We start from the raw sequence: 22252 nt of genomic DNA on the forward strand, positions 1-22252 counted from the left end.
ATGTGAATCGCACCCCAACCACTAGATGTGGTTCTTTCGCCCGACTCAGCGTCCCGCCCGATTGCCGTGGGTACCAACCCCAAGGAGATGGCAGCGCGTGCTGAAAATGGAAAACCCCGGCGCAGGAAACCTCACGACCGAGCATGCTCTGGGCGCGCTCATGGTGGCCAAACGGGACGGCCGCCTGCTCGCCTTCGACAACGCCCGCATCTACGGGGCACTGGCCAAGAGCTTCACCGAGGTGAACGGCGAGTTGACCCCGCTCACGCACCGCACCATCCGTGACCTGGTCGCTCGCGTCGACCGCGAGATCGCCTCGCGCTTCGCCGTCGACATCAAGATCTACGAGGTGCAGAACATCGTGGAACACGCCCTGCTGGACAGCAAGGAGTACGACGCCGCCGAGGCCTACATCAATTACCGCATCCAGCGGGACTTCGCTCGCAGCAAGGCCACCGACATCAACCACTCGATCATAAAACTGATCAGCAAAGACGAGTCGGTCGTCAACGAGAACGCCAACAAGGACAGCGACGTCTTCAACACCCAGCGCGACCTGACTGCCGGCGCGGTGGGCAAGGCCATTGGCCTGAAGATGCTGCCCCCGCACGTCGCCAACGCCCACCAGAAGGGCGACCTGCACTTCCACGACCTCGACTACCACCCCTACGCGCCGATGACGAACTGCTGCCTGATCGACTTCACGACGATGCTGAGCCAGGGCTTCCGAATCGGCAACGCCGACGTCAACCCGCCCCGGTCGATCCAGACGGCGACGGCCCAGATCTCGCAGATCATCGCCAACGTGTCGTCGAGCCAGTACGGCGGATGCTCGGGGAACCGCATCGACGAAGTTCTCGCCCCCTACGCCGAGAAGAACCTCGAAAAGCACTTGGTCGACGCAGGCAAGTGGATCGCGGATAAGTCGCAGCACCGGTCCTATGCCGAGGAGAAGACCCTCAAGGACATCTACGACGCGATGCAGAGCCTCGAATACGAGATCAACACCCTGTTCACCTCGAACGGGCAGACCCCCTTCACCTCCCTGGGCTTCGGCCTCGGCACCAGCTGGTTCGAGCGAGAAATCCAGAAGGCGATCCTACAGATCCGGATCGAGGGGCTCGGCAGTGAGAAGCGCACGGCGATTTTCCCGAAACTGATCTTCACCATCAAGCGCGGCCTCAACCTTGCACCGACCGACCCGAATTACGACATCAAGCAGCTTGCGCTGGAATGTTCCACCAAACGCATGTACCCCGACATCCTCAACTACGACAAGATCGTCAAACTCACCGGCAGCTTCAAGGTGCCGATGGGCTGCCGCTCGTTCCTGCAGGGCTGGACCGACGAGCAGGGCAACGACGTCTCCGAGGGTCGGATGAATCTCGGAGTCGTGACGCTCAACCTGCCCCGGATCGCCCTCGAGGCCGCCGGTGACAAGGACAAGTTCTGGAGCATCCTCGCCGAACGGGTGAGCACGGCGCGCGACGCCCTGCTCTTCAGAATCGACCGGTGCAAGGAAGCGACCCCGGAGAACGCCCCGATCCTCTACATCTACGGCGCCTTCGGCCAACACCTGAATGCCGGTCAGCCCGTCGACACCCTTTTCAAGAACAAGCGCGCCACCGTTTCCCTCGGCTACATCGGCCTCTACGAGGTGGCCGCGGCCTTTTACGGCGGTGACTGGGAGTCCAATCCGGAGGCGAAGGACTTCACCGTCGAGATCCTGCGCACGCTCCATGGGCGCACCCAGGAGTGGAGCACCGAGTACGGCTACCAGTTCAGCGTGTACTCGACGCCGAGCGAGAGCCTGACCGACCGGTTCTGCCGACTCGACACGGCGAAGTTCGGCGCCGTGGCAAACCTCACCGACAAGGACTACTACACCAACAGCTTCCACTACGACGTGCGCAAGAGCCCGACGCCGTTCGAGAAGCTGGACTTCGAGAAGGTCTACCCGGCGTACTCCTCCGGCGGGTTCATCCACTACTGCGAATACCCGATCCTGCAGCAGAACCCCAAGGCACTCGAGGCGGTGTGGGACTACTCCTACGATCGCGTCGGCTATCTGGGCACCAACACTCCGATCGACCGGTGCTACGCCTGTGGCTTCTCGGGCGACTTCGACGCCACCGCGCGCGGGTTCGAGTGCCCCGAGTGCCACAACGCCGACCCGATGACCTGCGATGTCGTCAAGCGCACCTGTGGCTACCTCGGCAACCCGCAGGCCCGCCCGATGGTGCACGGCCGGCACACCGAGATCACCTCCCGGGTCAAGCACATGCCGGGCGCCACCGGCATCCGTGGGGCGGATGCCGCGGCATCCGTCGCCGAGGATGCGTAACCCCCGGCCCGGCGAGTGGCTGTCGGAGAAACTGAGCCAGCGGTACGTCGGCGACTACAAGCCCTTCGTCTTCGTCGACGGCGAGGGGGTGCGGTGCAGCCTGTACCTGTCCGGTTGCCTGTTCGCCTGCGAGGGCTGTTTCAACGAGGCCACCTGGAGTTTTCGCTACGGGCAGCCGTACACCCAGGAACTTGAAGATCGGATCCTGGCCGATCTCGGCCAGGAGTACGTACAGGGCCTCACCCTCCTCGGCGGGGAGCCGTTCCTCAACACAGGGGTGTGCCTGGCCCTCCTCGACCGCGTGCGCCGGGAGCTCGGCACGTCGAAGGATGTGTGGTGCTGGACCGGCTACACGTTCGAAGAACTGTTGCGGGAGAGTGCGGACAAGCTGGCCCTTCTCGGCACGATCGACGTTCTGGTCGACGGTCGGTTCGAACTGGCCAAGCGCGACCTCAAACTGCAGTTCCGGGGCAGCAGCAACCAGCGGATCATCGACGTTCAGGAGTCCCTGGCCAGTGGACAGGTGACGCTGTGGGGCGGGCTCACGGACGCGACCGGCACCTTCGAACAGATCGAGAAACGGAACCTGATCTAGGTCAGAACAGCGGCCAGGGCACCGCGGGCATGTCGCCGCGCGGCGCAGGGAACCGCCCTTCAGAGCGCAACCGGTCGCAGCGTGCAGCCAGTGCGGCGATCTCGGCGTCGGTGAGCAACCCGGCGAGGATGTCGCCGAGCTCGCCGGTCAGCTGCGCACTGACCCGGTCGATCCCGTCCAGCTCGTCGGCGATGAGCTCGTCGCCCAGCCAGCCCCAGAGCACGGTGCGCAACTTATGGTCGATATGAAAGGTGAGGCCGTGGTCGATGCCGTGACGGTGCCCGTCCGGCATCGCCAGGATGTGGTCGCCCTTGCGATCGGCGTTGTTCACGACGATGTCAAACACGGCCATGCGTCGCATCGCGGCCGAGTCCTCATGGATGAGGGTCACCGCACGATTGTGCTCGTCCCGGCCGTCGAAGACGCGACGCCAGCCCGGGGTCGGCGCGGCTTCCCACGGGACGAGGTCGACGGCATCCTGATCGGGATCGGTATGCTGCCACAGCTGCACCATCCCCCGGCCCATCGGGCCACCCCGCAGCCAGGTCCGAGGCACGACGTTCCAGCCGAAGGCCTGCGAGACCAGGTAGGCCGCGGCCTCGCGGTTGGCGAGGTTGCCGTCGGGAAAGTCCCACAACGGATTCTCGCCGGCGATGGGCTTGTAGACCACCGTGAACCCGCCGATGGTGCCGAGGAAGGTCGCGTTCGAGGCCGTCGTGATGCGTCCCGTGAGCGCGAGCTCACCGTTGAGCTCACCGTCGAGGGCGGCATCGTGCATCAGGGGCTGCCGGGGAGGGTGCAGGTGTGTCCGTCGGCGTCGATGGGGTTGCCGCAGAGCGGGCAGAGGGGGCGGCCGGCCCCCACCACCTCGCGCGTGCGCTTGGCGAAGGCCCGGGCGGTACCGACGGGCATCCGTACCAGGAGCATCTCCGCCGGCTCCTGCATGATCGCGTCGAGCAGATCCTCGTCGGGCACGTCGTCACTGGCCGGATCGACTTCCACGAGCGGATAGGCCTCAAGCACGACCTGCACGGTCGAGGGGTCCCAGCCCAAGCTCATCCCGCCGGTGCGGAATTCCTCCGCGACGGGCTGATCCAGCGGCTCGTTGTCGACGAGTTCGACGGGGGTGGTGCTTGGGATGCTGAACGGGTTGCCCTCATGGCTCATCAGCTGGTCGAGCATCTCATCGATTTTCTCGGCGAGCAGCGCGGATTGTTGTTTCTCCAGGGCGATGCTCACAATCTGAGCTCCGGTGCGCACCTGCAGGTAGAACGTGCGAGAACCAGGCAGACCGACGGTGCCGATGACGACACGATCCGGCCAGGCAAACTCATGGACGATTGTGGGCATGTGGGTATTTTAGGCGACCGTTGTGTGCGGCGCCTGACCAGCCCCGCCACCCACCGGCGCGTCGGCCAGAGGGGCGCTGGCGCCGAGCCAGGCGAGGTCGCCGGCATCCGTGTTGATGGCGTGCACGCTCGGCCGACTGGTGCCGAAGCGCACGATCGAAACGGATGCCGGACCCACGTTGATGCGCTGAAAGAAGTCGAGGTGCATGCCGAGCGCATCGGCCAGAACGGACTTGATGATGTCGCCGTGGCTGACCGCCACCCACACCGCGCCCGGACCGTGCTCGGCCTCGAACGCCGCATCGTGACGACGGATGGCGGCGACCGACCGGGCCTGCATGGTCGCCATCGACTCTCCGCCGGGAAAGGTGACGGCCGACGGCTGAGACTGCACTGACGACCAGAGCTTCTCCTTGGCGAGATCGCCGAGGGCTTGGCCCTGCCACTCACCGTAATCGCACTCGGTGATGTCCTCCTCCACCGGCGTCACGAGCGAGCCGGCCTGGTGGTCCAGGATGAACTGAGATGTCTGCCGGCAGCGCTCCAGAGGACTCGACACCACGCCGACCAGCGGCACCACGGCCAGGCGCTTGGCCGTGAGGGCGGCCTGGTCCTGCCCGATCTGGTCGAGCCGAACGCCGGCAGCGCGGCCGGCCAGCATTCCGGTGGCATTTGCGGTGGTGCGGCCGTGCCGCACGAGGATGACTGTGGCCATGGGTACAGCCTAGACAGGCAGGGTGGGAACGGAGCCCGGCCAGACGATCTGATGCTTGAGGAAGCCGGATGTCACGTCGCGTCCTCCAAGCTGACCGCCGGCACCGTCCACGCGGTGCAGTCAGCTGGACTCTCCGTGACTCAGCCGGTCGGGTCGGTGATGAACCCCTCGTCGATCATCCAGGCATAGGCCACATCAGCGGGTTCCTTCCCGTCAACGTCAACCTGACGGTTCATGCCGCGCAGAACCTTGTCGGTGAGCTTGGGCGAAATCCGGGCGAAGATCTCTTCCAGGCCGGGGGTGGCCTCGATCGACTCGGTGAAGAAGACCGGCGCGACGTTGTACGCAGGGAAAAACGCGAGATCGTCGATCAGAACTGTGAGGTCGAGCGCGTCGAGTCGACCGTCGGTCGTGAAAACCTCGCCGAAGTTGCAGGCCCCGTCGTCGGTCGCGCTGTAGATCGCACCGGTGTCGTAGATTCCGATGTTGCCATTGGGCACCCCGTCAGCGGCGTCACGTTCGAGTCCGTAGTGGGCGAGCATGGGGTTCATGCCGTCCGGCCGGGAGTTGAATTCGGATTCGACGCAGAAAGTGCGATCCTCGACCGGCAACGCGGCGAGTTCGGACATGGTCGTGATGCCGCCGAGCTCGGCGACCGCCTCACTGCGCACAGCCAGGGCGTAGGTGTTATTCATCGGGGCCGGTGCGCCCCAGGTGATGCCGTTCTGGATGTCGATGTCATACACGGCTTGCCACATTTTGTCTTGGTCGGCGATCGACTCGTCCTGACCGAGGTAGGTCAGCCACGCGGTTCCGGTGTATTCCCAGATCACGTCGGCCTGACCAGAAAGAATCAGCTCGCGGGTCGGCTGGCTGCCGGGCAGATTGCTGAGGTCTGTGACGTCGAATCCCGCGGCGGTCCCGGCGAGCACCGCGATCTTGCCGAGCAGTAGCTGCTCCGTGAAGTTCTTGGACGTGACCGTGAGGTCGACGCCCTCGGCGCCCTCGAGCGGGGTGATCGACCCAGGTCCGACCGCGGGAACGTACGAGGTTGCCGGCTTCAGGCCGCAACCGGTCAGAGCGACTGCGGACAGGGTGAGGAGACCGGCTGCCACCCCCCAGCGGCCCAGGGACGTGAGGCGGGCGCGAGAAGACGAGCGATACATCTAGAGTCCCTTCGGGCGGGCGATGTGTTCCACAACGCGGCCGACCCAGTCGATGAGCAGGGCGAGCAGAGCCACGAGCAGCGCTCCGGTGACGAGCACGGGGGTGAGGCTGAGATTGACGCCCGTAGTGATCAGGATGCCGAGTCCGCCGCCGTTGACGAACGTGGCCAGGGCCGCGGTGCCCACCAGCAGAACGAGAGCGGTGCGCACGCCCGACAGCATGACCGGAACGGCGAGCGGGAGCTCCACCCGAAACAATACGGCGGCGGAGCTCATGCCCATGCCTCGTCCGGCCTCGATGAGGCGGGCGTCGACCTGCTGCAGGCCCACCATGGTGTTGCGCAGCACCGGAAGCGCGGCGTAGAGCACGAGACTCAGCGTCGCGGCCCAGAAGCCGAAGCCGACCCAGAACGCGAGCAGCACGACGACGCCGATCGCGGGGGCCGCCTGACCGAAGTTGGCGATGGCGAGCACCGGAGCGGTCAGAAACCGCAAGGGTCTGCGGGTCAGGGCGATTCCCAAGGGAATCGCGATGACCAACACGATCACCGCAGCGAGCAGGGTGAGCTGGATGTGCTCCACCGTGTAGACCCAGAGCGCGCCGGGAGCGAGGGTGGTGAGCACGATCGGCGACAGGTTGGCCGTCAGCAGCCAGATCACGAGCGCCAGGAACGCGAGCAGGATGCCGGCCAGCTGGTAGACCAGTCCCCGCCAGGATCGCCACACCGCGCGCGCACGGCTGACCGGTAGGCCGGTCGCAGTCGGGTCGCCCGGCGTTTCAACGGCGGAATCGCCGCCGGCAAGGCCCGCCTCTGTATGCGGGGTGCGGGTACTCACTGAACGGACCGCGCGTCAGCGCCGCTGGGATCGGTCTCGATCAGGTCTGCCTCGGCGGCAGACACCTGCGCCTGGAACAGGCCGGTGTTCAGCCCGACGGGGGCTTGGTCTGACTCAAGCACGGCAGCGGACTGTGACCGGGTGATGGCGTCCATCACGGTTTGAACGTCGATGACGCCCTTGAACATGTCGCGGCGGCCCGTGACGAGCGCGGCCCCGGCGCTCGAGACGAGCATCGTGTCGAGCGCGTCATTGAGCGTGGCCCGCTTGCCGACGAGCGGAAGTTTCGGGTCGGGAACGTCGCTGATGACCTCGAGGCGGCCGAGCTGGCGCGCGGAGAGCCACTGGATGGGTCGGCGACGCTCATCGACGATGACCGCGTGGCCGTGGCCGGTCTCGACGACGCGGGCCAGCACATCCGCTGCCCGTTCACCGGGTTTGCCCACGACGGCGTCGCTGAGGCTGACCTCCGCCACCCGCGTCAGGGTGAGCTGTTTGAGGCCGGCGCCGGACCCGATGAAGTTTTCGACGAACTCGTTGGCCGGGTCGCCGAGGATGCGTTCCGGAGTGTCGTACTGCACGAGCTGGGCACCCTCGTTGAAGATGGCGATCCAGTCGCCGAGCTTGACGGCCTCGTCGAAGTCGTGGGTGACGCAGACGATGGTCTTCTGCAATTCTTCCTGGATGTTGAGCAGTTCGTCCTGCAGGCGCAGTCGGGTGATCGGGTCGACGGCGCCGAAGGGCTCGTCCATCAGAAGCACGGGCGGGTCGGCCGCAAGGGCGCGCGCCACGCCGACGCGTTGCTGCTGGCCGCCGGAGAGCTCCTTGGGGTATCGGTCGCGGTAGAGCGCCGGGTCGAGGGAAACAAGCTCGAGAAGCTCGTCGACGCGGGCCGCGATGCGGGCCTTGTCCCAGCCGAGCATCTTCGGCACGATGCCGATGTTGGTGGCGACCGTCATGTGCGGGAAAAGTCCTCCGGCCTGAATGACATAGCCGATGCCTCGGCGCAGGGTGTCGCCGTTCATGTCGGTGACGTCGTCGCCATCGACGACGATGCGACCCTCGGTCGGTTCGATGAGCCGGTTGATCATCTTGAGGGTCGTGGTCTTGCCGCAGCCCGAGGGACCGACGAGCATCACGATCTTGCCGGCCGGGATCTCCATGGTGAGACCGTCGACGGCGGGGCGCGCCTGGCCGGGGAACCGCTTGGTGACGTGGTCCAACAGGATGCTTGCACCCGTGATGCCGGTGGGGGTGACGGATTCTTCGGTGCTGCTGGATTCAGCAGGGTTGGATGCAATGTTCTCAGACACGGATACCTCGAGGTGTGGTCAGGCGGCCGAGGCCGAGGAGAAGGAGATCAAGAATAAGGGCGAGCACGACAACGCCGATGACGCCCGTCAGCACTGACTCGAGGGAGTTGGCGCCGCCGAGTCGGGATAGGCCGGAGAAGATGAATCCACCCAGGCCCGGGCCGAGGGAGTATGCGGCGATCGCGGCGACACCCATGACCATCTGAGCGGATACCCGAACGCCCGTGAGGATGATCGGCCAGGCGATCGGCAGTTCCACCTGCAGGAGCGTGCGAAACCGGCTCATGCCGATGCCGCGGGCGGATTCCACGATCGATGGAGCGATACCCGACAGGCCCACGACCGCGTTCCGCAAAATGGGCAGCGTGGCGAAGAACGCCACCACGACGACGGCCGGAGGGACACCGAAGCCGAGCGGCGCGATGAGCAGTCCGATGAAGGCAAACGACGGGATGGTCAGGCCGATGGCCGACACCGAGTTGGCGATCCCGGTGAGCGCGGAACTGCGGTAGACGAGCGAAGCCAGCACGACGGCGATGACTGTCGCCAGGATCAGGCACTGAACGACAAGGCTGAAATGCTGCCAACTGCTGAATAGGATCTGCTCATACTGATCCCCTAGAAAGTCCAACACATCAAAACCTCTTCGAGTCGAGAACACACCGATTCACCGCCACCGGCACGGGCGCAACGGGAGGCGCGGATGCAGAACTGGATGGGGACGCAGGCTGTGAGCCTTTGGTGAGGGTTGCTGAGTATTCTCGCACGGCCACCCCCCCTATTGCCGCAGCGAGATATAACGGACCGGTGTGCGCCTGACTGACCGACGGGATGCTCCTCTAGGGTGTGAACACCGTTTACGTCAGGAAGCAGCTGAATGAATTTCGATCTCGCAGGCAAGACAGCCCTCGTCACCGGCGCCAGCTCGGGCATCGGCAGTCACTTCGCCCGAGCCTTCGCCGCGACGGGGACGAGCCTCATTCTGGTGGCCCGCCGAACCGAGAAATTGGAGGCTCTCGCATCCGAATTGCGCAAGCAGAACGGGATCGACGTCCACGTCATTTCGCAGGACCTGAGCGAGCCCGGTGCGGCCGCCGCGGTCGAGCACCAACTCCTCGACCAGCAGATCACCGTTGATGTTCTCGTGAACAACGCCGGCTTTGGAACCAATGCGCGCCTGGTCGACGAAGACCGAGCCCGCCTTCACTCGGAAATCGCTCTGAACGTCAGCACGCTGGTCGACCTGACGGCTGCCTTCCTGCCGGGCATGGTGGCCCGAGACTCGGGCATCATCGTGAACATCGCCAGCACCTCGGCGTACCAGCCCGTGCCCGGGATGGCGGTCTACGCAGCCACGAAGGCGTTCGTCCTATCGTTCACCGAGGCCGTCTGGGGCGAGACCCACAACACCGGAGTGCGGGTTTTCGCGGTGAGTCCGGGTTCCACCGACACTGAGTTTTTCGACATCGCCGGTTCGCAGTCACCCGGCAAGCGAGTGCCGGCCTCGAATGTCGTCGACGTGACCCTGGCTGCCATCAGCGCCAGAAAATCGGTGCCGTCCGTGGTTGTCGGTGCGCGCAACAGAGTCACCGCATCGCTCGTCGCGTTCATCCCGCGCAGAACGGTGATCACACTTGCCGGTTCGATCTTCCTTCCCCGGGGCTAGCCGATCGGTCTGTGGCTCCCGGAAGGTCAGATCCAGTGCCAGGTCGAGAGCGGATTCGGCCAGGGCACCATCGGCGTGCGGCCCGGTGTCGCCGCCTGGCTCGACCTGACCTCGAAGGAAGGGCACGTGCGCAAAAAGCTCGATGGCGACGTGCTCCCGACGCGTCCGAGCCGACCGTCGCGGTGCGTGCGCGCACCCAGTTCGGCAACATCAGCATCCAGCGCGCGGTGAACTCGGCGCCGAGGAGGTTGTTGCAGCGCCATGCCCGGCCTCGCACCAATTCGACGGAGATTTTGGGTCAGACACCCGTTTTAAGCCTCAACGCGCTGTTTAGAGCAAAATCTCCGTCGAATTCGTTCAGGACGAGGTGCTGCCGGGCCCCACACCAGGAGGTTGTTGTCTTGCCGCGCCCGAGCAGGCGGCCCTTGGCACCGTGTTCAACCAGTACGGCACATAGTCTCGATCGGCGGTCCGTCCAAGGCCCGGCGTTCGTCGAGGACCGCCCTCTCGATACTCGTGCGCGAAACATGCGGGAATCTCTCGGCGAGACGATCGACCACCTCTGCGACGGCCCTGAGTGCGTCTTCTCTGCTCACTTGCCCAGCCGTGTTCGGTTCAGCACGTCAAATGGAGCACCCTTGCGGAAGGTCCCCTGGGGCGACGGGCCGCGAAATGAGGTAGCCCTGCACGGTGTCACAGCGCAAATCACGCAGGAGCTGGAGTTGGTCCTGACGTTCGACGCCTTCGGCTGTGACCGAGAGCCCGATGGCATGGGCGGTGTCGATGATCCCGCCCACGAGCAGGGCGTCCGAAGGTGAAGAATCGATGTTGTCGACGAAGGATTTGTCGATCTTGACCGTGGTCAGAGGCAGGCTACGCAGCAGGGCAAGCGAAGAGAAGCCGGTGCCATAGTCGTCCAGGGCGATGCTGATCCCCGCCTCCCGGAGCTGTTGAAGCTGTCCGATCGCCCGGGGCAGATCGGTGATCACGGCGCCCTCGGTGATTTCAACCTCGATGAGGTGCGCGGGAACGCGATGCCGGTGAAGTGCCTCAACGAGCTCGGGAACGATGGTGCGGGCCGCCAGTTGGAGTGGAGACACATTTACTGCGACTCGGCGCGGGGTTCCCGCATCCAACCAGAGTCTGGCTTGGGCGCAGACCTCGTTGAGGACCCCTTGCCCGATGCGGTGGATGTCGCCGGACAACTCCATGATCGGAATGAATTCCGCGGGCGAGACGGGGCCCAGAATCGGGTCGGTCCAGCGCAGCAGCGCCTCCACCGCCGAGAGGTCGCCGCTGGCCAGGTCCATCTGCGGCTGATAGTGCAAGTTGAAAGCGCGGGTCGCGAAGGCCTGCGGCAGGCGCCGCCGGATGAGCGCATTCCGCACGATGGGCGCGGCCTCGCCGTGCCCATCGAGACGGGCAACCTGGCGTTTTCCGGCCTGCTTGGCCTTGAGCATGGCCCCGTCGGAGTGGCGGAGCAACGCGTCAAGCCAGCTCAGTTCCCGTTCTGCTCCAACATCACCGGCCATCGCGATGCCGACGGATGCCGAAACATGCAGCAGATGGCCGTCACAGACGAAGGGCACCGACGCGCCGAGTACGACCTGATCCGCGATGGCGAGAAGCTGCACGTCATCCACGTCGACCAGCAACACCGCAAACTCGTCGCCGCCGATGCGGGCGAGCACATCGGCGGGGCGAACGATGTCGCGCAGCCGGTCTGCGAAGCCGACCAGGATCTCATCCCCGGCCTGGTGACCGAAGGTGTCGTTGATCGCTTTGAAACCGTCAAGGTCGATGTAGAGAACCGCGATGCGGGTCATATCCACGGTTCCCTCAATCGACGCGGCTCCGCTCTCCTCCAATTGCCTGCGGTTGGGCAGTCGGGTCAGGGAATCGTGGAGTGCGGCGTAACGAAATTCTGTCGACAACCGTTCGAAGATTTGTGACACCGACACGACCCGTGGCCCCTCGTCGGTCAGCACGAGCACGTCACGGTACCGGTTGCCCTCCGGCAGCTCCAGGATGCGCTGCGCCGCATTCGCCAGGCTCATCGCACCGGGCAGGGCGAAGGAATTTTCCGGCACCATCTGGATGGCCGTCGACCGGGCGTGCAGGCCGCGACCGTAGCCCAACCGTCCGGTCAGAGTGAATTCCACCTGTTCCCGTGTCAACAGGAAGAAACTGCCGGCTTCCCGCACGACGAGGGAACGAAGTTGTCGGTTCGCACGGAATATGCGGTCGATTTCGCTGACCGGCGTCGTGGCCGTCACCTGTTGGACGCTGGTAGCCAGGTCTGCCAGACACACGACCCGCCCCACGCGGTTGGGTGCGGTGTCAGGAATGGTGCTCATCCCAAATGGTTACCCGAATGCTATCCGGGACCCGACGTAACCCGCCGGAGTTTGCCAGTTGTCCAGCCACCCGCCGCTCATCACCGCCGGATGAACAGCGGGTCGTTGCCTCAGCGGGGTCACGCTCACATTTATGGCTGGGCTTCGGTTTCTGCCTGCTGTCGAGCCTGGGTGTGCTGGATAACGAACACCATGACGAGGGTGATCGAGGACGTCACGCTGTAGTAGGGCACGTTGTTCCACCAGGAAGGAAAGCCAATCAAAAAGCCCAGCGCCAGCCATAGCGCCGTGTGAAATGCGACAGCCAGCCCTACCGTGGCGAGCGAGGTCGCATCACCCACCTGATGGAAAGTCGGCTGTCCTACAGGTGCTCCCGCCGCTCTGGACCGCGGCTTTCGCCTCGCGGGGCACTTCTGACGCCGCCGCGGTGAATTGGGCGACCGGGCGCGCGTCGTGACCTCGAGGCCGACGGCAACCCCGCATCCCGCTTTTCGTTCTGACCAGACATAGGCATTTCAGTAACCGAAATGGCGTTCCTCGCAGTCGGGACTAGAGCAGCGGTCCGCGCCGCGCCGATAGCCCGGCGAAGAGGGCGTGCAACAGCGGGAGCGCGGACACGGCTACGAGCACCGTTCCGAGCACGACATCTTCGGCACGAAGCAGAATGCCGCCGATCAGCAGAGCGGCGAAGAGGATTGCCGAGACGATCTGACGTGCGGTTCGCTCGATGATGACCAAGCGACGCTCGATCCGGGGAGTCTGCACCGAGACGGTACCGTCGTCGAATCGCGTCGTGAGGCTGTCGAGCCGCTGGGGAAGCCGCGCGATGATGGCCGCAACCGACGCCACTTGCTTTGCGGTCGCCTGCACCACGTTCCCGCCCTCAGCGCGGATCAATCGGGCGGAATATGGCTCGATGGAATTCCAGATATTGAAGGCGGGGTCGAGCGAACTGCACATTCCCGAGGTCAGCGACATCGCGCGCACGATGAGCAGAAAGTTCTCCGGAAGCTGAAACGGCAGCGAGCGCACCACATCACCGAACTCGATGGCGAAGGCGCGGAACTCGCGCGGGTCGACATCCTGCAACTCGGCGAAACCCATCCCGCCGAAACGGGCGAACAGCTTCGTCATCGCGCGCTCGAGTTCGGCGGTGTCAGCGGACGGCAGGAGCACACCCACTTCGCGGATGCCGTCCACCATCCCTTTTCCGTCCCGTGACGCGGCGGCGATGAGCAGATTCACCAGGCCCCGACGCAGGACATCGGGCACGTCGCCCATCATCCCGAAGTCGATGAAGGTGAACTTCCAGGCCCGGCCGTGGTCCGCTCCGGGTACACCGGCGGCGAGCGGCGTGACGAAGATGTTTCCGGGGTGCGGGTCGGCGTGGAAGTAGCCATTGACGAAGAGCTGGTCGAACATGACCGCCGCGAAGTCCTCGGCAACTTCTGACGGGTCGATTCCGGCTGCCCTCAGCCCGTCGACGTCGTTGATCTTGATCGCGGTCACGTCTTGGAGGGTCAGCACGCGCCGCGTGGTGCGCTCCCACACCAATTCGGGAACGCTGACCCGGGGGTCGTCTGCGAAGTTCTGCTCGAACCGTTCGGCGCTTGCCGCCTCGTGCAGGTAGTCGATCTCCTCAAGACTCGTGAACGCGAACTCCTCGACCAGGGCGGGCATGTCGACGCGATCCGAAACGAGACGCACGTGGCTGAGCCAGCGGGCAACACGTCGGAGAGCGCCGAGGTCGACCTCGACGATCTCGCTGATGCCCGGCCGCTGAATCTTGACGACGACGTCGAGCAGGCCGGTCTCGGCGGCATCCAGTTCCGACAGCCGAGCGCGGTGCACCTGACCGAGGGATGCTGCGGCCAGCGGCGAGGGATCGATGTAAGAGAACGCACGCTCGAGCGTCACACCCAGCTCGGCTTCGGCGACGGCCTGGATCGCCGGAAAGGGCACCGGCGGAACCTCGTCTTGCAGACCTTCGAGCTCTTTCGTGATCTCCGGCGGCAGCACGTCGAGGCGCGACGACATGTACTGGCCGACCTTGATCATGAGGCCACCCAGGTCGACCGCGAGCACGTGGAAGCGCTGCGCGATGTGCTGCAGTCGCGCCGATCTGCTTCGTGCCGCGACCCGCGCGAGCCCGACCCGCGGGAGAAGGACCTCGTAACACCACGTCTGCGCCAAATACAGGGCGGCGAACCGCAAAATCCGGCGGGAGCGGGCGCGCAAGTCTGCGACGTCGGTCACCTGATCTCCGTGATGCCGACGTGCTGAGGGCACTCGGTCAGTCCTGGGCGAGGATGGCGTACAGCTTGCGACGCGCCTCATCCAGGATGGCGACAGCCTGCTTCACCTGCTCCGGGTTGCCGGATCGCCCGACCTGCGCGGCGGCCTGAGCCAGGTCGATGCCGGCCTTGGGCAGCGCGGTCGCCCGCCCGGTGTCCCGAGCGCTCTGGGCCTCCCACGGGGCCGGCTGGTCGGCCATGGCATCCGCTGCCCCGCGACCTTCCTCCGTGAGCGAGTAGGTCTTGCGACCGTTGGACTCCTCGGCGTTGATGAGGCCCTCGTCCGCAAGCAGCTGAAGCGTGGGGTACACCGAGCCGGGGCTCGGCTTCCAGGCGCCATTACTGCGTTCCTCGATCTCATGAATGATCTGGTAGCCGTGCATCGGCTTCTCGGCGAGCAGCGCAAGCACCGCCGCACGCACGTCCCCGCGTGCCATTCTCGGACCGGCCTTGCGGTCGAACTGTCCGCGCAGCTGCTCCATGGCATCCCACATCCCGCTGGGCCAGCCCTCACCAGCACCGCCCCGGCGTGCCCCGAACCCGTCACCCATAAATGAACCACTCATGATGTCCTCCTCAGCGCCGAAGCCATCCGGCTCGGCGATAGTTAACGATATATCGTTCGCGACGTGATGGCGAAACCAGGGTCAATCTTCTTTCCACCGTCTGAGAGGCGCCTGTGCCCACCCTGCCGCGCGGTAATGTTGACCCCATTGCCGTCGCCCTGCACCAGGACGACGCCCCTGAATCCGAGGAGAACCAGATGTCCGTCGGCCTGCTCGCCGTTGTCGATGACATACTCACCGCCGCTCTCAAAGCTAGCGCGAAGACCGCAGGCGTCGTGATCGACGATGCGGCCGTCACGCCTCAGTACGTTCAGGGACTGTCACCGGCGCGCGAGCTTCCCATCGTGTGGCGGATCGCTCTCGGTAGCCTGTTCAACAAATTCGTCATCATCATCCCGCTCGCACTACTCCTCTCCGCCTTTGCGCCGTGGGTGTTGCCGTGGCTGCTGATCATCGGCGGTACCTATCTGTGTTTCGAGGGTGCGGAGAAAGTCACCGAGTGGTTCGGAGTTCATCACGGCACTGACGACACTGAGATGAGGGATGAGCGAAAGCTCGTCTTCGGTGCTATTCGCACCGACCTCATCCTCAGCACGGAGATCATGCTCATCGCACTGGCGGGTCTCGATCCCGATTTTGGGATCTGGATGACGCTCGGCGCCTTGGTCGTGATCGGCCTGGGGATGACGGCGCTCGTCTACGGCGCGGTCGCCCTGCTGGTCAAGATCGACGACATCGGGCTGACGCTGATGAAGCACCCGGTACGACGGGTCAGACGCACCGGCGCGCGCATTGTGCGATCGATGCCGGCCGTGTTCCGAGTGATCAGCGTCATCGGCACGGTCGCCATGTTGTGGGTAGGAGGCCACCTGGTGATCGTGAACCTGAACGACACGATCTGGAGCGTTCCATACGACGTTCTGCACGCCGTGACGCAGGCGGTCGAACCTGCCGGACCCATCATTGCCTGGGTCACCGACACCGCGATGTCGCTCGTTTTCGGGCTCATTCTCGGCCTGATCATTGTCGCGGCCCTGTCCGGGATCTCGCGCCTTCGCAAGCAGAATCGGTCCCACCGCGTAACGGCCTGACCCCGTCGCCGGCTGGCAAGCCGCAATCAGCATGAAACGAGGATGTCCCGGTGCAGTTCTCCCTGTGGGTGGCCCTTGTCGGCGCGGGCACCCTGATCAGCTTCACGCCCGGTGCGGGGGCGATCAACACCATGAGCAACGCTCTCAACGCGGGCTTTCGCCGCTCCATCTGGGGAATCCTCGGCCAGCAGGCCGCGCTTCTCATCCACATCGTGATCGTGGCACTCGGTGTCGGTCTGCTCGTGGCCGGTTCTCCGATCGCCTTCAACGTCATTCGCTACGCGGGTGCCGCCTACCTCGTCTACCTGGGCATCCGTCAGTTTCTGGCCAAGCCGGAACTCGATGGCGAGCGCACCCGGGCCCTGAGCGATGAGCCCCGCTGGTCGATGTTCCGACGCGGGCTGTGGGTGAACATGCTCAACCCCAAAGCGATCGTGTTCTTCCTCGCGTTCCTGCCCCAGTTCATCCGGGTGGACAGGCCGATGCCGACCCAGTATCTGATCGTCGCGGCCACCGTCGTTGCGATCGACATTCTGGTGATGTGGTTCTTCTTCGCCGGAACAGCGCATTCATTCGCGCGATTCACCCGCGACGATCACGGCCAGCGCGTGTTGAACCGCGTCTTCGGTGTGCTCTTCGTGGCTGTCGGCGTGCTGCTCGCGGTCCTCCACTGAGGAGTCCAAACCACCGGTTGAACGTGTTTTTCGCAGCCGGGTGAGCAGCCGAAAAATCACATACCAAGACCACTAGGATGTTCGAAGATCGTCCCATTGGCACCTCGGACGTGATCGAGAGCAAGGAGCACAGATGACGCCTGCCGTGGACGCCGACCTCGTGATACTAGGTGGTGGACTCGCCGGTCTCACGCTGGCCGCCCGGCTGGCCCGAGTACGTTCCGGTTTGCGCGTCGTGGTGCTGGAACCCCGCACGGCCTATCAGGACGACCGCAGCTGGTGCTTCTGGCGACCGGAACAGCACGACCTGTCACACCTGGTCTCACGAAGCTGGAAGACCTGGACCTTTTCGGATGCGGCGGGCCTCACCGTTCGGCATCGGGTACCCGGGCTGGCCTACCAGTACATTCGGGGCAGTGATTTCTACGCGAGCGCGCAGGCCGACATCGCCGAGTCTGCGAACGTCGACCTGCGCCTCGGCGTGCACGCCGAGACGGTCGACGCAGTCCCCGGCGGCGTTCGGGTTGAGACGAGCGCGGGCCCTCTACTGGCCCGTCAGGTGGTTGACACCCGACCACGGGCCGCCGAGTCGATGCTCTACCAGAGCTTCGTGGGCTTCGAACTGGAGCGTGAGCATCCGTTGCCGTTCGAGCTCGGCGAGGTCACGCTGATGGGGTCGCTCGACGCCGACGCCGAGGGTTTGAGCTTTGTGTACGCCCTGCCGCTCGGCCGGAACCGCGCGATCGTGGAGTGGACCCGCTTCGGCACGGCGCCGATAGAGCGGGAGCGCCTGGTCGGCGAGCTCGACGAGGTACTCACCGGGCTCGGCCTGGCCGACGCCCGCCGGGTGCGCACCGAGGGTGGCGTGCTGGCCATGGGTCTGGGCCGGCAGACGGCGTCGCCGATCCCCGGGGTCGTGCACGCCGGCAATGCCGGCGGGGCGCTGCGGGCTGCCTCGGGCTACGGGTTCCTGCGCATTCAGCGCTGGGCTCAACTCTGCACGGAGAGCCTGCTCGCTGGCCAGGGTGCGGTGGGCCACCCAGACGAACCTCGGGCGAGGCGCGCCTTCGATCGCATCTTTCTGCAGGCCGTTCGGGCGCATCCGGAACGCACCGCGGAGTATTTTTTCGCCCTCGCCCGCGGCGTTGCCCCCGCCGCGCTGGTGCGTTTTCTCAGCGACGGCGCCCGGCCCACGGACTACGCACGCATCATCGCGAGCCTGCCGTGGACCCCTTTTCTTGCCCAGGTGGCCGCGCCTGCGGCGTTCAGCCCGGCACAGACCCTGCCGGCCACCAGACCGACGCCGACCACAGAAACCAGCGTGCAGCGATGACCGATCAGACCGCTCCTCCCCGTAGCGAGGCCGCCCGCGTCACGCCGCGGCGGCGGCGCGCGCCCGCCGAGACGGTGGTGTTCTCCAGCCTGGCCCTGGTCATTCTGGCCGTGGTCGGACTGGGCATTCCCATGCCCTCGCCCACGGTTCAAATCGTGCTGCTGGGCATCCTCGCCGGTGTGCTGGGCCTGCCCCACGGCGCTCTCGATCCACTGATCGCGCGCCGGGCTGGGCTGTGGCGCACTCCGCTGGGCTTCGCCGGGTTCAACGCGGTCTACATTCTGGTCGTGGTCGGCGTGGTGCTGCTCTGGCTGGTCGCGCCCGTGCTGAGCCTGGTCGCGTTTTTGCTCGTGTCGGCGCTGCACTTCGGCTCCGATTGGAATGCGGACCGGTCGGTCGGGCTGCGTTTTCTCGCCGGATTCGGGCTGCTCACCGTGCCGGCGCTGTCGCATCCTGACCAGGTCAGCGCAATCTACGTGGTGCTGTCCGGTGACGGAGGCGCAGTGGTGGCCAGCGTGCAGGAGTGGCTCGGGCCGATCGCCGTGGCAGGTCTGATGATCGCTGCCCTGGTCGCCCTGCGACACCGGCCGAGTGAGAGCGTTGAGATCGTGCTCGCCACAGTGCTCGGCCTGGCCACAGAACCGCTGGTCTTCTTCGTGCTGTATTTCTGCGCACTGCACAGTTTTCGGCACTTGAAGGGAGGATTCCAGGAGGAGCGGGGCGGCGGACGGCAGACGGCCCTCCTGGTCGTGGTCTACACCGTGGTCCCCCTCCTCGCGGTAGCGGTCTTCCTCGTCGCGTTCGGCCCCGGCGGCGTTCTTAGCGAGCAGATCCTGCAGCTGGTGTTCATCGGTCTGGCAGGGCTCACCGTGCCGCACATGATGGTGGTGACCTACGAAATTCGTCAGCGACGAGCAGCTGGTGCGGTTCTGCTTTGACATCTCCTGCCCGTGCCGAGCGGAACTGTGGTCAGCACTGCGTCGCCCACCAGGGTGATGCCCCCATTCGAGGAGGTCCAGATCTCGTTCGGCTTGCTCGCCGTAGTCGATGACGTACTTACCGCCGCCCCCAAGGCGAGTGCTAAGACCGCAGGAGTCGTCATCGACGACGCGGCCGTCCCCCCACAGTACGTTCGGGTTTTCACACCGGCACGCGAACTCCACGTTGTCAGGCAGATCGCACTCGGCAGCCTGTTCAACAAGTTCATCATCATCCCGCTCGCACTGCTCCTTTCCGCATTCGCGCCATGGGTGTTGCCGTGGCTGCTGATCATCGGCGGCAGCTATCTCTGCTTCGAGGGTGCGGAGAAAGTCACCGAATGGTTCGGCGCCCACCATGAGACTGACGACGCTGAACCGCGGGATGAGCGAAAACTCGTCTTCGGCCCTACTCCACCGACCTGATCCTCAGCACAGAGATCATGCTCATCGCACTGGCGGGTCTCGATCCCGATTTCGGGACCGGTTTGACGCTCGGCGCCCTGGCGGTGATCGGCCTCGGCGCGCGCATCGTGCGGTCAATGCCGGCCGTGTTCCGGGTGATCGGCGTCATCGGAACGGTCGCGATGTTGTGGGTCAGCGGCCTCCTGGTGATCGCAAAACTGGCCGACACCTTCTGGCACGGCGCCTACGACGTGGTGCATGCCGTCACGCGCTCGATCGAATCTGCCGGTCCTGTCGTCGTCTGGGTAGCCGACACTGCGATGTCGGCCGTGTTCGGGCTCATTCTGGGCCTGATCATTGTCGCGATCTTTTCCGGAGTGTCGCACTTTCTGGAACGGAATCGGACAGACCGCGTAGCGGCCTGACGAGAGCCTCGTGGGCGTCGGCGTGCTGCTCGCCGTCATTCACTAAGAATCTGAGGATGCTTCTGCCTCTACCCGGGCTGCGAACTCCTCCATGCCTGTGGCGATGTTCTCTTGTCGCGAGTCATCATCTTCGGGGTTGTCAGGAGCGTCATACGGCCAAGACATGTACACGTTGGGGTCGATCACGAGGAACGCGGCCAGCGAGCTGCTCGGGATCGCTTCATAGTCGCGCACCTGCTCGTCTGACTGGTCCATGCCCATCCATGCGATGCCCGTGTTTTCTGGCAGGACAACCCAGCCTTGACCGCGGAACACCTCGGCGAGATCTGGTGGGACGCTGGCATGCACCTGAGCGAAACCGCGGGTGGTGAGGGCCGGTGCGAGAGTGTTGAGGAGTTCCCGGCACACCTGCGCGGATCCACCGGTGATCAGCAACTCGAAGACGGCGGTGCCGTGGTCGCTGACGATTGCATCGTCGATGTCATCGTCGGTGGAGTCTTCGTCGAGCTGATTTTCGTCGACGTAGCTGTCCGGTTCGGTGACAAGAGCGCCGAGAAGCCGGCCGTCATCGGTTTCGGCGACGAGGGCCAGAGCCATGGATTCAATTTGAAGTTCGATGGTGTCGTCGAAATAGATCTCAGGCGCGTCATCGACTTCGGCCTGCGGGTGTTCAGCGAACAACGCGACGAAAGCGGTTCGATGCTTCTTATTGAGGCGTCGGACTCGGAAGCTCAGTTTCTCGCTCATGCTTGAGCCTCTCGATGATGTTCTGCGTGCTGTCATGCTCCGGTACCGGAACACTCGAATTTATCATGCGGGCCAGAGCAACACTGGCACTCCGCTCCACACCCCCGCTCGTCCTGACGCTCATCGTCAGGGGAGCATACTTCTGCTTCTATTTCTTGATCTCGTGCCGAGATGAAGAGTTTTCGCATGGCGCCAACGTAGCCCGCTGTCAATGAACGTGGCTAATGTGGCGAGACGTTCGTCTTGCGACCCGAGCGGGGCGAGAAAAACAGAATCGAGACCGATCATGGGAAAACTCGACGGCAGGATCGCGCTGGTGACAGGCGGTTCCGTGGGCATGGGCGCGGCGGATGCGACGCTGCTGGCAGCAGAGGGAGCCCGGGTCATCGTGGCCGACATAGCCGATGACGCCGGCCAGGCGCTGGCAGATTCGATTGACGGCGTCTACCGACACCTCGACGTGGCAGACGAGGCGCAGTGGAAGCAGGTGGTGGCCGACGTCGACTCCACCGTCGGTCACATTGACATCCTCATCAACAACGCCGGAATCGTCGCGTTCACGCCTGTTGCCACTACAGAGTTGGAGGAGTGGAACCGCGTCATCGGCATCAATCTGACCGGAGTCTTTCTGGGCATCCGCTCGGTCGCTGAATCAATGAAAGCTGCCGGCGGAGGCGTCATCGTCAACGTGTCGTCCACCGCGGGAATCATGGGCTACTCCAACCTGAGCGCCTACGTTGCCAGCAAGTGGGGAGTGCGCGGACTTACAAAAGCCGCGGCCCTGGATCTCGGCGCTGACAACATCCGCGTAGTCTCGGTGCACCCGGGCGGCATCCGTACACCGATGACCGCCGGTATGGAAAGTTTGGAGATGTACGCCGGGCAGCCGATCCCGCGCATTGGCGAGCCTGAGGAGGTGGCGAAGCTGATTCTGTACCTGGTCGCCGACGCAACCTACTCCACGGGCACCGAATTCATCGCCGACGGCGGTGCGACGGTTGGGCAAGTCCTGAACGTGTGAGCGTCAGGTCGCCGGTTTTGACCCCTGCGGAGTGACGACCACCTTGCCGAGCGCACGCCCTTGGCCCACGTAGGCGAGTGCCTGCGGCACCTGGTCGAGCGTGAAGGTGCGATCGACTCGGATGCGGAGGTCGCCGGCGACAGACAGCTCGGCGGCGGGCATGAAGTGAACCGGTCCCTGTCTGAGGGCAAGGACACCCATCCGGCGCCCGGTCAGCAGGCCAAGCGCAAGGCCGATCGTCGCGTCCCCCAGAAGCGTGGGCACTGCTCCGCCAACGCAGAAATAGCGGCCGTCCGAAGCAAGCGCCTACCGGGACTGAATAGTCCAACTCGACGATTTGCTGCTTCAGTCGCTTTGTCTCGGCCTGCGCGTCAGAG

23 protein-coding genes and 1 pseudogene are annotated in these 22252 nt (G+C 64.8%); 10 read left to right on the forward strand and 14 right to left on the reverse strand.

The window, feature by feature from the left end; translation table 11 throughout:
* Window positions 1-106 precede the first annotated feature (106 nt).
* Both nrdD and nrdG read left to right on the forward strand, forming a co-directional pair.
* Window positions 107-2344: an anaerobic ribonucleoside-triphosphate reductase gene (nrdD, locus tag CXY82_RS12355; RefSeq protein ID WP_104171243.1), complete on the forward strand. Its 2238-nt coding sequence runs from the start codon at window positions 107-109 to the stop codon at window positions 2342-2344.
* Complete coding sequence (gene nrdG / locus CXY82_RS12360; protein ID WP_104171180.1) at window positions 2337-2939, forward strand: anaerobic ribonucleoside-triphosphate reductase activating protein; 603 nt, start codon at window positions 2337-2339, stop codon at window positions 2937-2939. Before nrdD ends, nrdG begins: the two co-directional genes overlap by 8 nt.
* A gap of 1 nt (window position 2940) precedes the next feature.
* Here the strand turns inward: nrdG and CXY82_RS12365 are convergent, their stop codons facing one another.
* From CXY82_RS12365 to CXY82_RS12395, 7 genes are all read right to left on the reverse strand, one after another.
* The gene (locus CXY82_RS12365; protein WP_104171181.1) at window positions 2941-3717 is read right to left on the reverse strand and encodes an SCO1664 family protein; all 777 of its coding nucleotides are present in this window, start codon (window positions 3715-3717) and stop codon (window positions 2941-2943) included.
* Complete coding sequence (locus CXY82_RS12370; protein WP_104171182.1) at window positions 3717-4289, reverse strand: DUF3090 domain-containing protein; 573 nt, start codon at window positions 4287-4289, stop codon at window positions 3717-3719. Before CXY82_RS12370 ends, CXY82_RS12365 begins: the two co-directional genes overlap by 1 nt.
* Before the next feature lie 9 nt (window positions 4290-4298).
* Complete coding sequence (locus CXY82_RS12375) at window positions 4299-5003, reverse strand: histidine phosphatase family protein (protein WP_104171183.1); 705 nt, start codon at window positions 5001-5003, stop codon at window positions 4299-4301.
* Window positions 5004-5143: 140 nt separating this feature from the next.
* Complete coding sequence (locus CXY82_RS12380; protein WP_104171184.1) at window positions 5144-6169, reverse strand: glycine betaine ABC transporter substrate-binding protein; 1026 nt, start codon at window positions 6167-6169, stop codon at window positions 5144-5146.
* Window positions 6170-6895 carry an ABC transporter permease gene (locus CXY82_RS12385; RefSeq protein WP_104101721.1) on the reverse strand — a complete coding sequence of 242 codons (726 nt, stop codon included), beginning with the start codon at window positions 6893-6895 and terminating at the stop codon, window positions 6170-6172.
* A gap of 107 nt (window positions 6896-7002) precedes the next feature.
* Window positions 7003-8250: an ATP-binding cassette domain-containing protein gene (locus tag CXY82_RS12390; protein WP_104171244.1), complete on the reverse strand. Its 1248-nt coding sequence runs from the start codon at window positions 8248-8250 to the stop codon at window positions 7003-7005.
* A gap of 61 nt (window positions 8251-8311) precedes the next feature.
* Complete coding sequence (locus CXY82_RS12395) at window positions 8312-8953, reverse strand: ABC transporter permease (protein WP_104171185.1); 642 nt, start codon at window positions 8951-8953, stop codon at window positions 8312-8314.
* Window positions 8954-9196: 243 nt separating this feature from the next.
* Between CXY82_RS12395 and CXY82_RS12400 the strand changes: the two genes are divergently transcribed.
* Entirely contained in the window at window positions 9197-9985 is a 789-nt protein-coding gene (locus CXY82_RS12400) for an SDR family oxidoreductase (protein WP_104171186.1), read from the forward strand.
* A 437-nt stretch (window positions 9986-10422) separates the two neighbouring features.
* Here CXY82_RS12400 and CXY82_RS18655 read toward each other — a convergent pair whose 3' ends face one another.
* From CXY82_RS18655 to CXY82_RS12425, 5 genes are all read right to left on the reverse strand, one after another.
* Entirely contained in the window at window positions 10423-10581 is a 159-nt protein-coding gene (locus CXY82_RS18655; RefSeq protein ID WP_370287939.1) for a three-helix bundle dimerization domain-containing protein, read from the reverse strand.
* Window positions 10582-10608: 27 nt separating this feature from the next.
* Window positions 10609-12342, reverse strand: a complete 1734-nt coding sequence (locus CXY82_RS12410; RefSeq protein ID WP_104171187.1) for a bifunctional diguanylate cyclase/phosphodiesterase — start codon at window positions 12340-12342, stop codon at window positions 10609-10611.
* Window positions 12343-12473: 131 nt separating this feature from the next.
* A complete protein-coding gene (locus CXY82_RS12415; RefSeq protein ID WP_104171188.1) occupies window positions 12474-12683 on the reverse strand; it encodes a hypothetical protein in 210 nt (69 codons plus the stop codon).
* A gap of 208 nt (window positions 12684-12891) precedes the next feature.
* A complete protein-coding gene (locus tag CXY82_RS12420) occupies window positions 12892-14598 on the reverse strand; it encodes an AarF/ABC1/UbiB kinase family protein (RefSeq protein ID WP_233199330.1) in 1707 nt (568 codons plus the stop codon).
* Window positions 14599-14635: 37 nt separating this feature from the next.
* Window positions 14636-15202: a PadR family transcriptional regulator gene (locus CXY82_RS12425; protein WP_104171190.1), complete on the reverse strand. Its 567-nt coding sequence runs from the start codon at window positions 15200-15202 to the stop codon at window positions 14636-14638.
* A gap of 197 nt (window positions 15203-15399) precedes the next feature.
* Between CXY82_RS12425 and CXY82_RS12430 the strand changes: the two genes are divergently transcribed.
* The 6 genes from CXY82_RS12430 (at window position 15400) to CXY82_RS18070 (ending at window position 20107) form a co-directional block, all read left to right on the forward strand.
* Window positions 15400-16293, forward strand: coding sequence for a DUF808 domain-containing protein (locus CXY82_RS12430; RefSeq protein WP_104171245.1), 894 nt, complete (start codon window positions 15400-15402; stop codon window positions 16291-16293).
* Between the two features lie 50 nt (window positions 16294-16343).
* A complete protein-coding gene (locus tag CXY82_RS12435; protein WP_104101588.1) occupies window positions 16344-16967 on the forward strand; it encodes a LysE family transporter in 624 nt (207 codons plus the stop codon).
* Window positions 16968-17100: 133 nt separating this feature from the next.
* Window positions 17101-18300 carry a lycopene cyclase family protein gene (locus CXY82_RS12440; protein WP_104101590.1) on the forward strand — a complete coding sequence of 400 codons (1200 nt, stop codon included), beginning with the start codon at window positions 17101-17103 and terminating at the stop codon, window positions 18298-18300.
* Window positions 18297-19238 (forward strand): Brp/Blh family beta-carotene 15,15'-dioxygenase, encoded by a 942-nt coding sequence (locus tag CXY82_RS12445; protein ID WP_104171191.1) that lies wholly within the window; start codon window positions 18297-18299, stop codon window positions 19236-19238. Before CXY82_RS12440 ends, CXY82_RS12445 begins: the two co-directional genes overlap by 4 nt.
* A gap of 57 nt (window positions 19239-19295) precedes the next feature.
* On the forward strand, window positions 19296-19703 hold the full coding sequence (locus CXY82_RS18065) for a DUF808 family protein (protein ID WP_233199336.1): 408 nt from the start codon (window positions 19296-19298) through the stop codon (window positions 19701-19703).
* A 17-nt stretch (window positions 19704-19720) separates the two neighbouring features.
* On the forward strand, window positions 19721-20107 hold the full coding sequence (locus CXY82_RS18070; RefSeq protein WP_233199331.1) for a DUF808 family protein: 387 nt from the start codon (window positions 19721-19723) through the stop codon (window positions 20105-20107).
* 42 nt (window positions 20108-20149) lie between these two features.
* Here CXY82_RS18070 and CXY82_RS12455 read toward each other — a convergent pair whose 3' ends face one another.
* The gene (locus CXY82_RS12455; RefSeq protein WP_104171192.1) at window positions 20150-20854 is read right to left on the reverse strand and encodes a hypothetical protein; all 705 of its coding nucleotides are present in this window, start codon (window positions 20852-20854) and stop codon (window positions 20150-20152) included.
* A 286-nt stretch (window positions 20855-21140) separates the two neighbouring features.
* On the opposite strand from CXY82_RS12455, the gene CXY82_RS12460 reads away from it, so the two are divergent.
* Window positions 21141-21875, forward strand: a complete 735-nt coding sequence (locus tag CXY82_RS12460) for an SDR family oxidoreductase (protein ID WP_104171193.1) — start codon at window positions 21141-21143, stop codon at window positions 21873-21875.
* Window positions 21876-21878: 3 nt separating this feature from the next.
* On the opposite strand, the pseudogene CXY82_RS12465 reads toward CXY82_RS12460, so the two are convergent.
* Window positions 21879-22166: pseudogene (locus tag CXY82_RS12465) on the reverse strand (zinc-binding dehydrogenase); the annotation flags it as partial.
* Window positions 22167-22252 lie beyond the last annotated feature (86 nt).

Origin of the sequence: Cryobacterium sp. M23 (genome assembly GCF_002929655.1) — a bacterium.
GTDB classification, from domain to species: Bacteria; Actinomycetota; Actinomycetes; order Actinomycetales; family Microbacteriaceae; genus Cryobacterium; species Cryobacterium sandaracinum.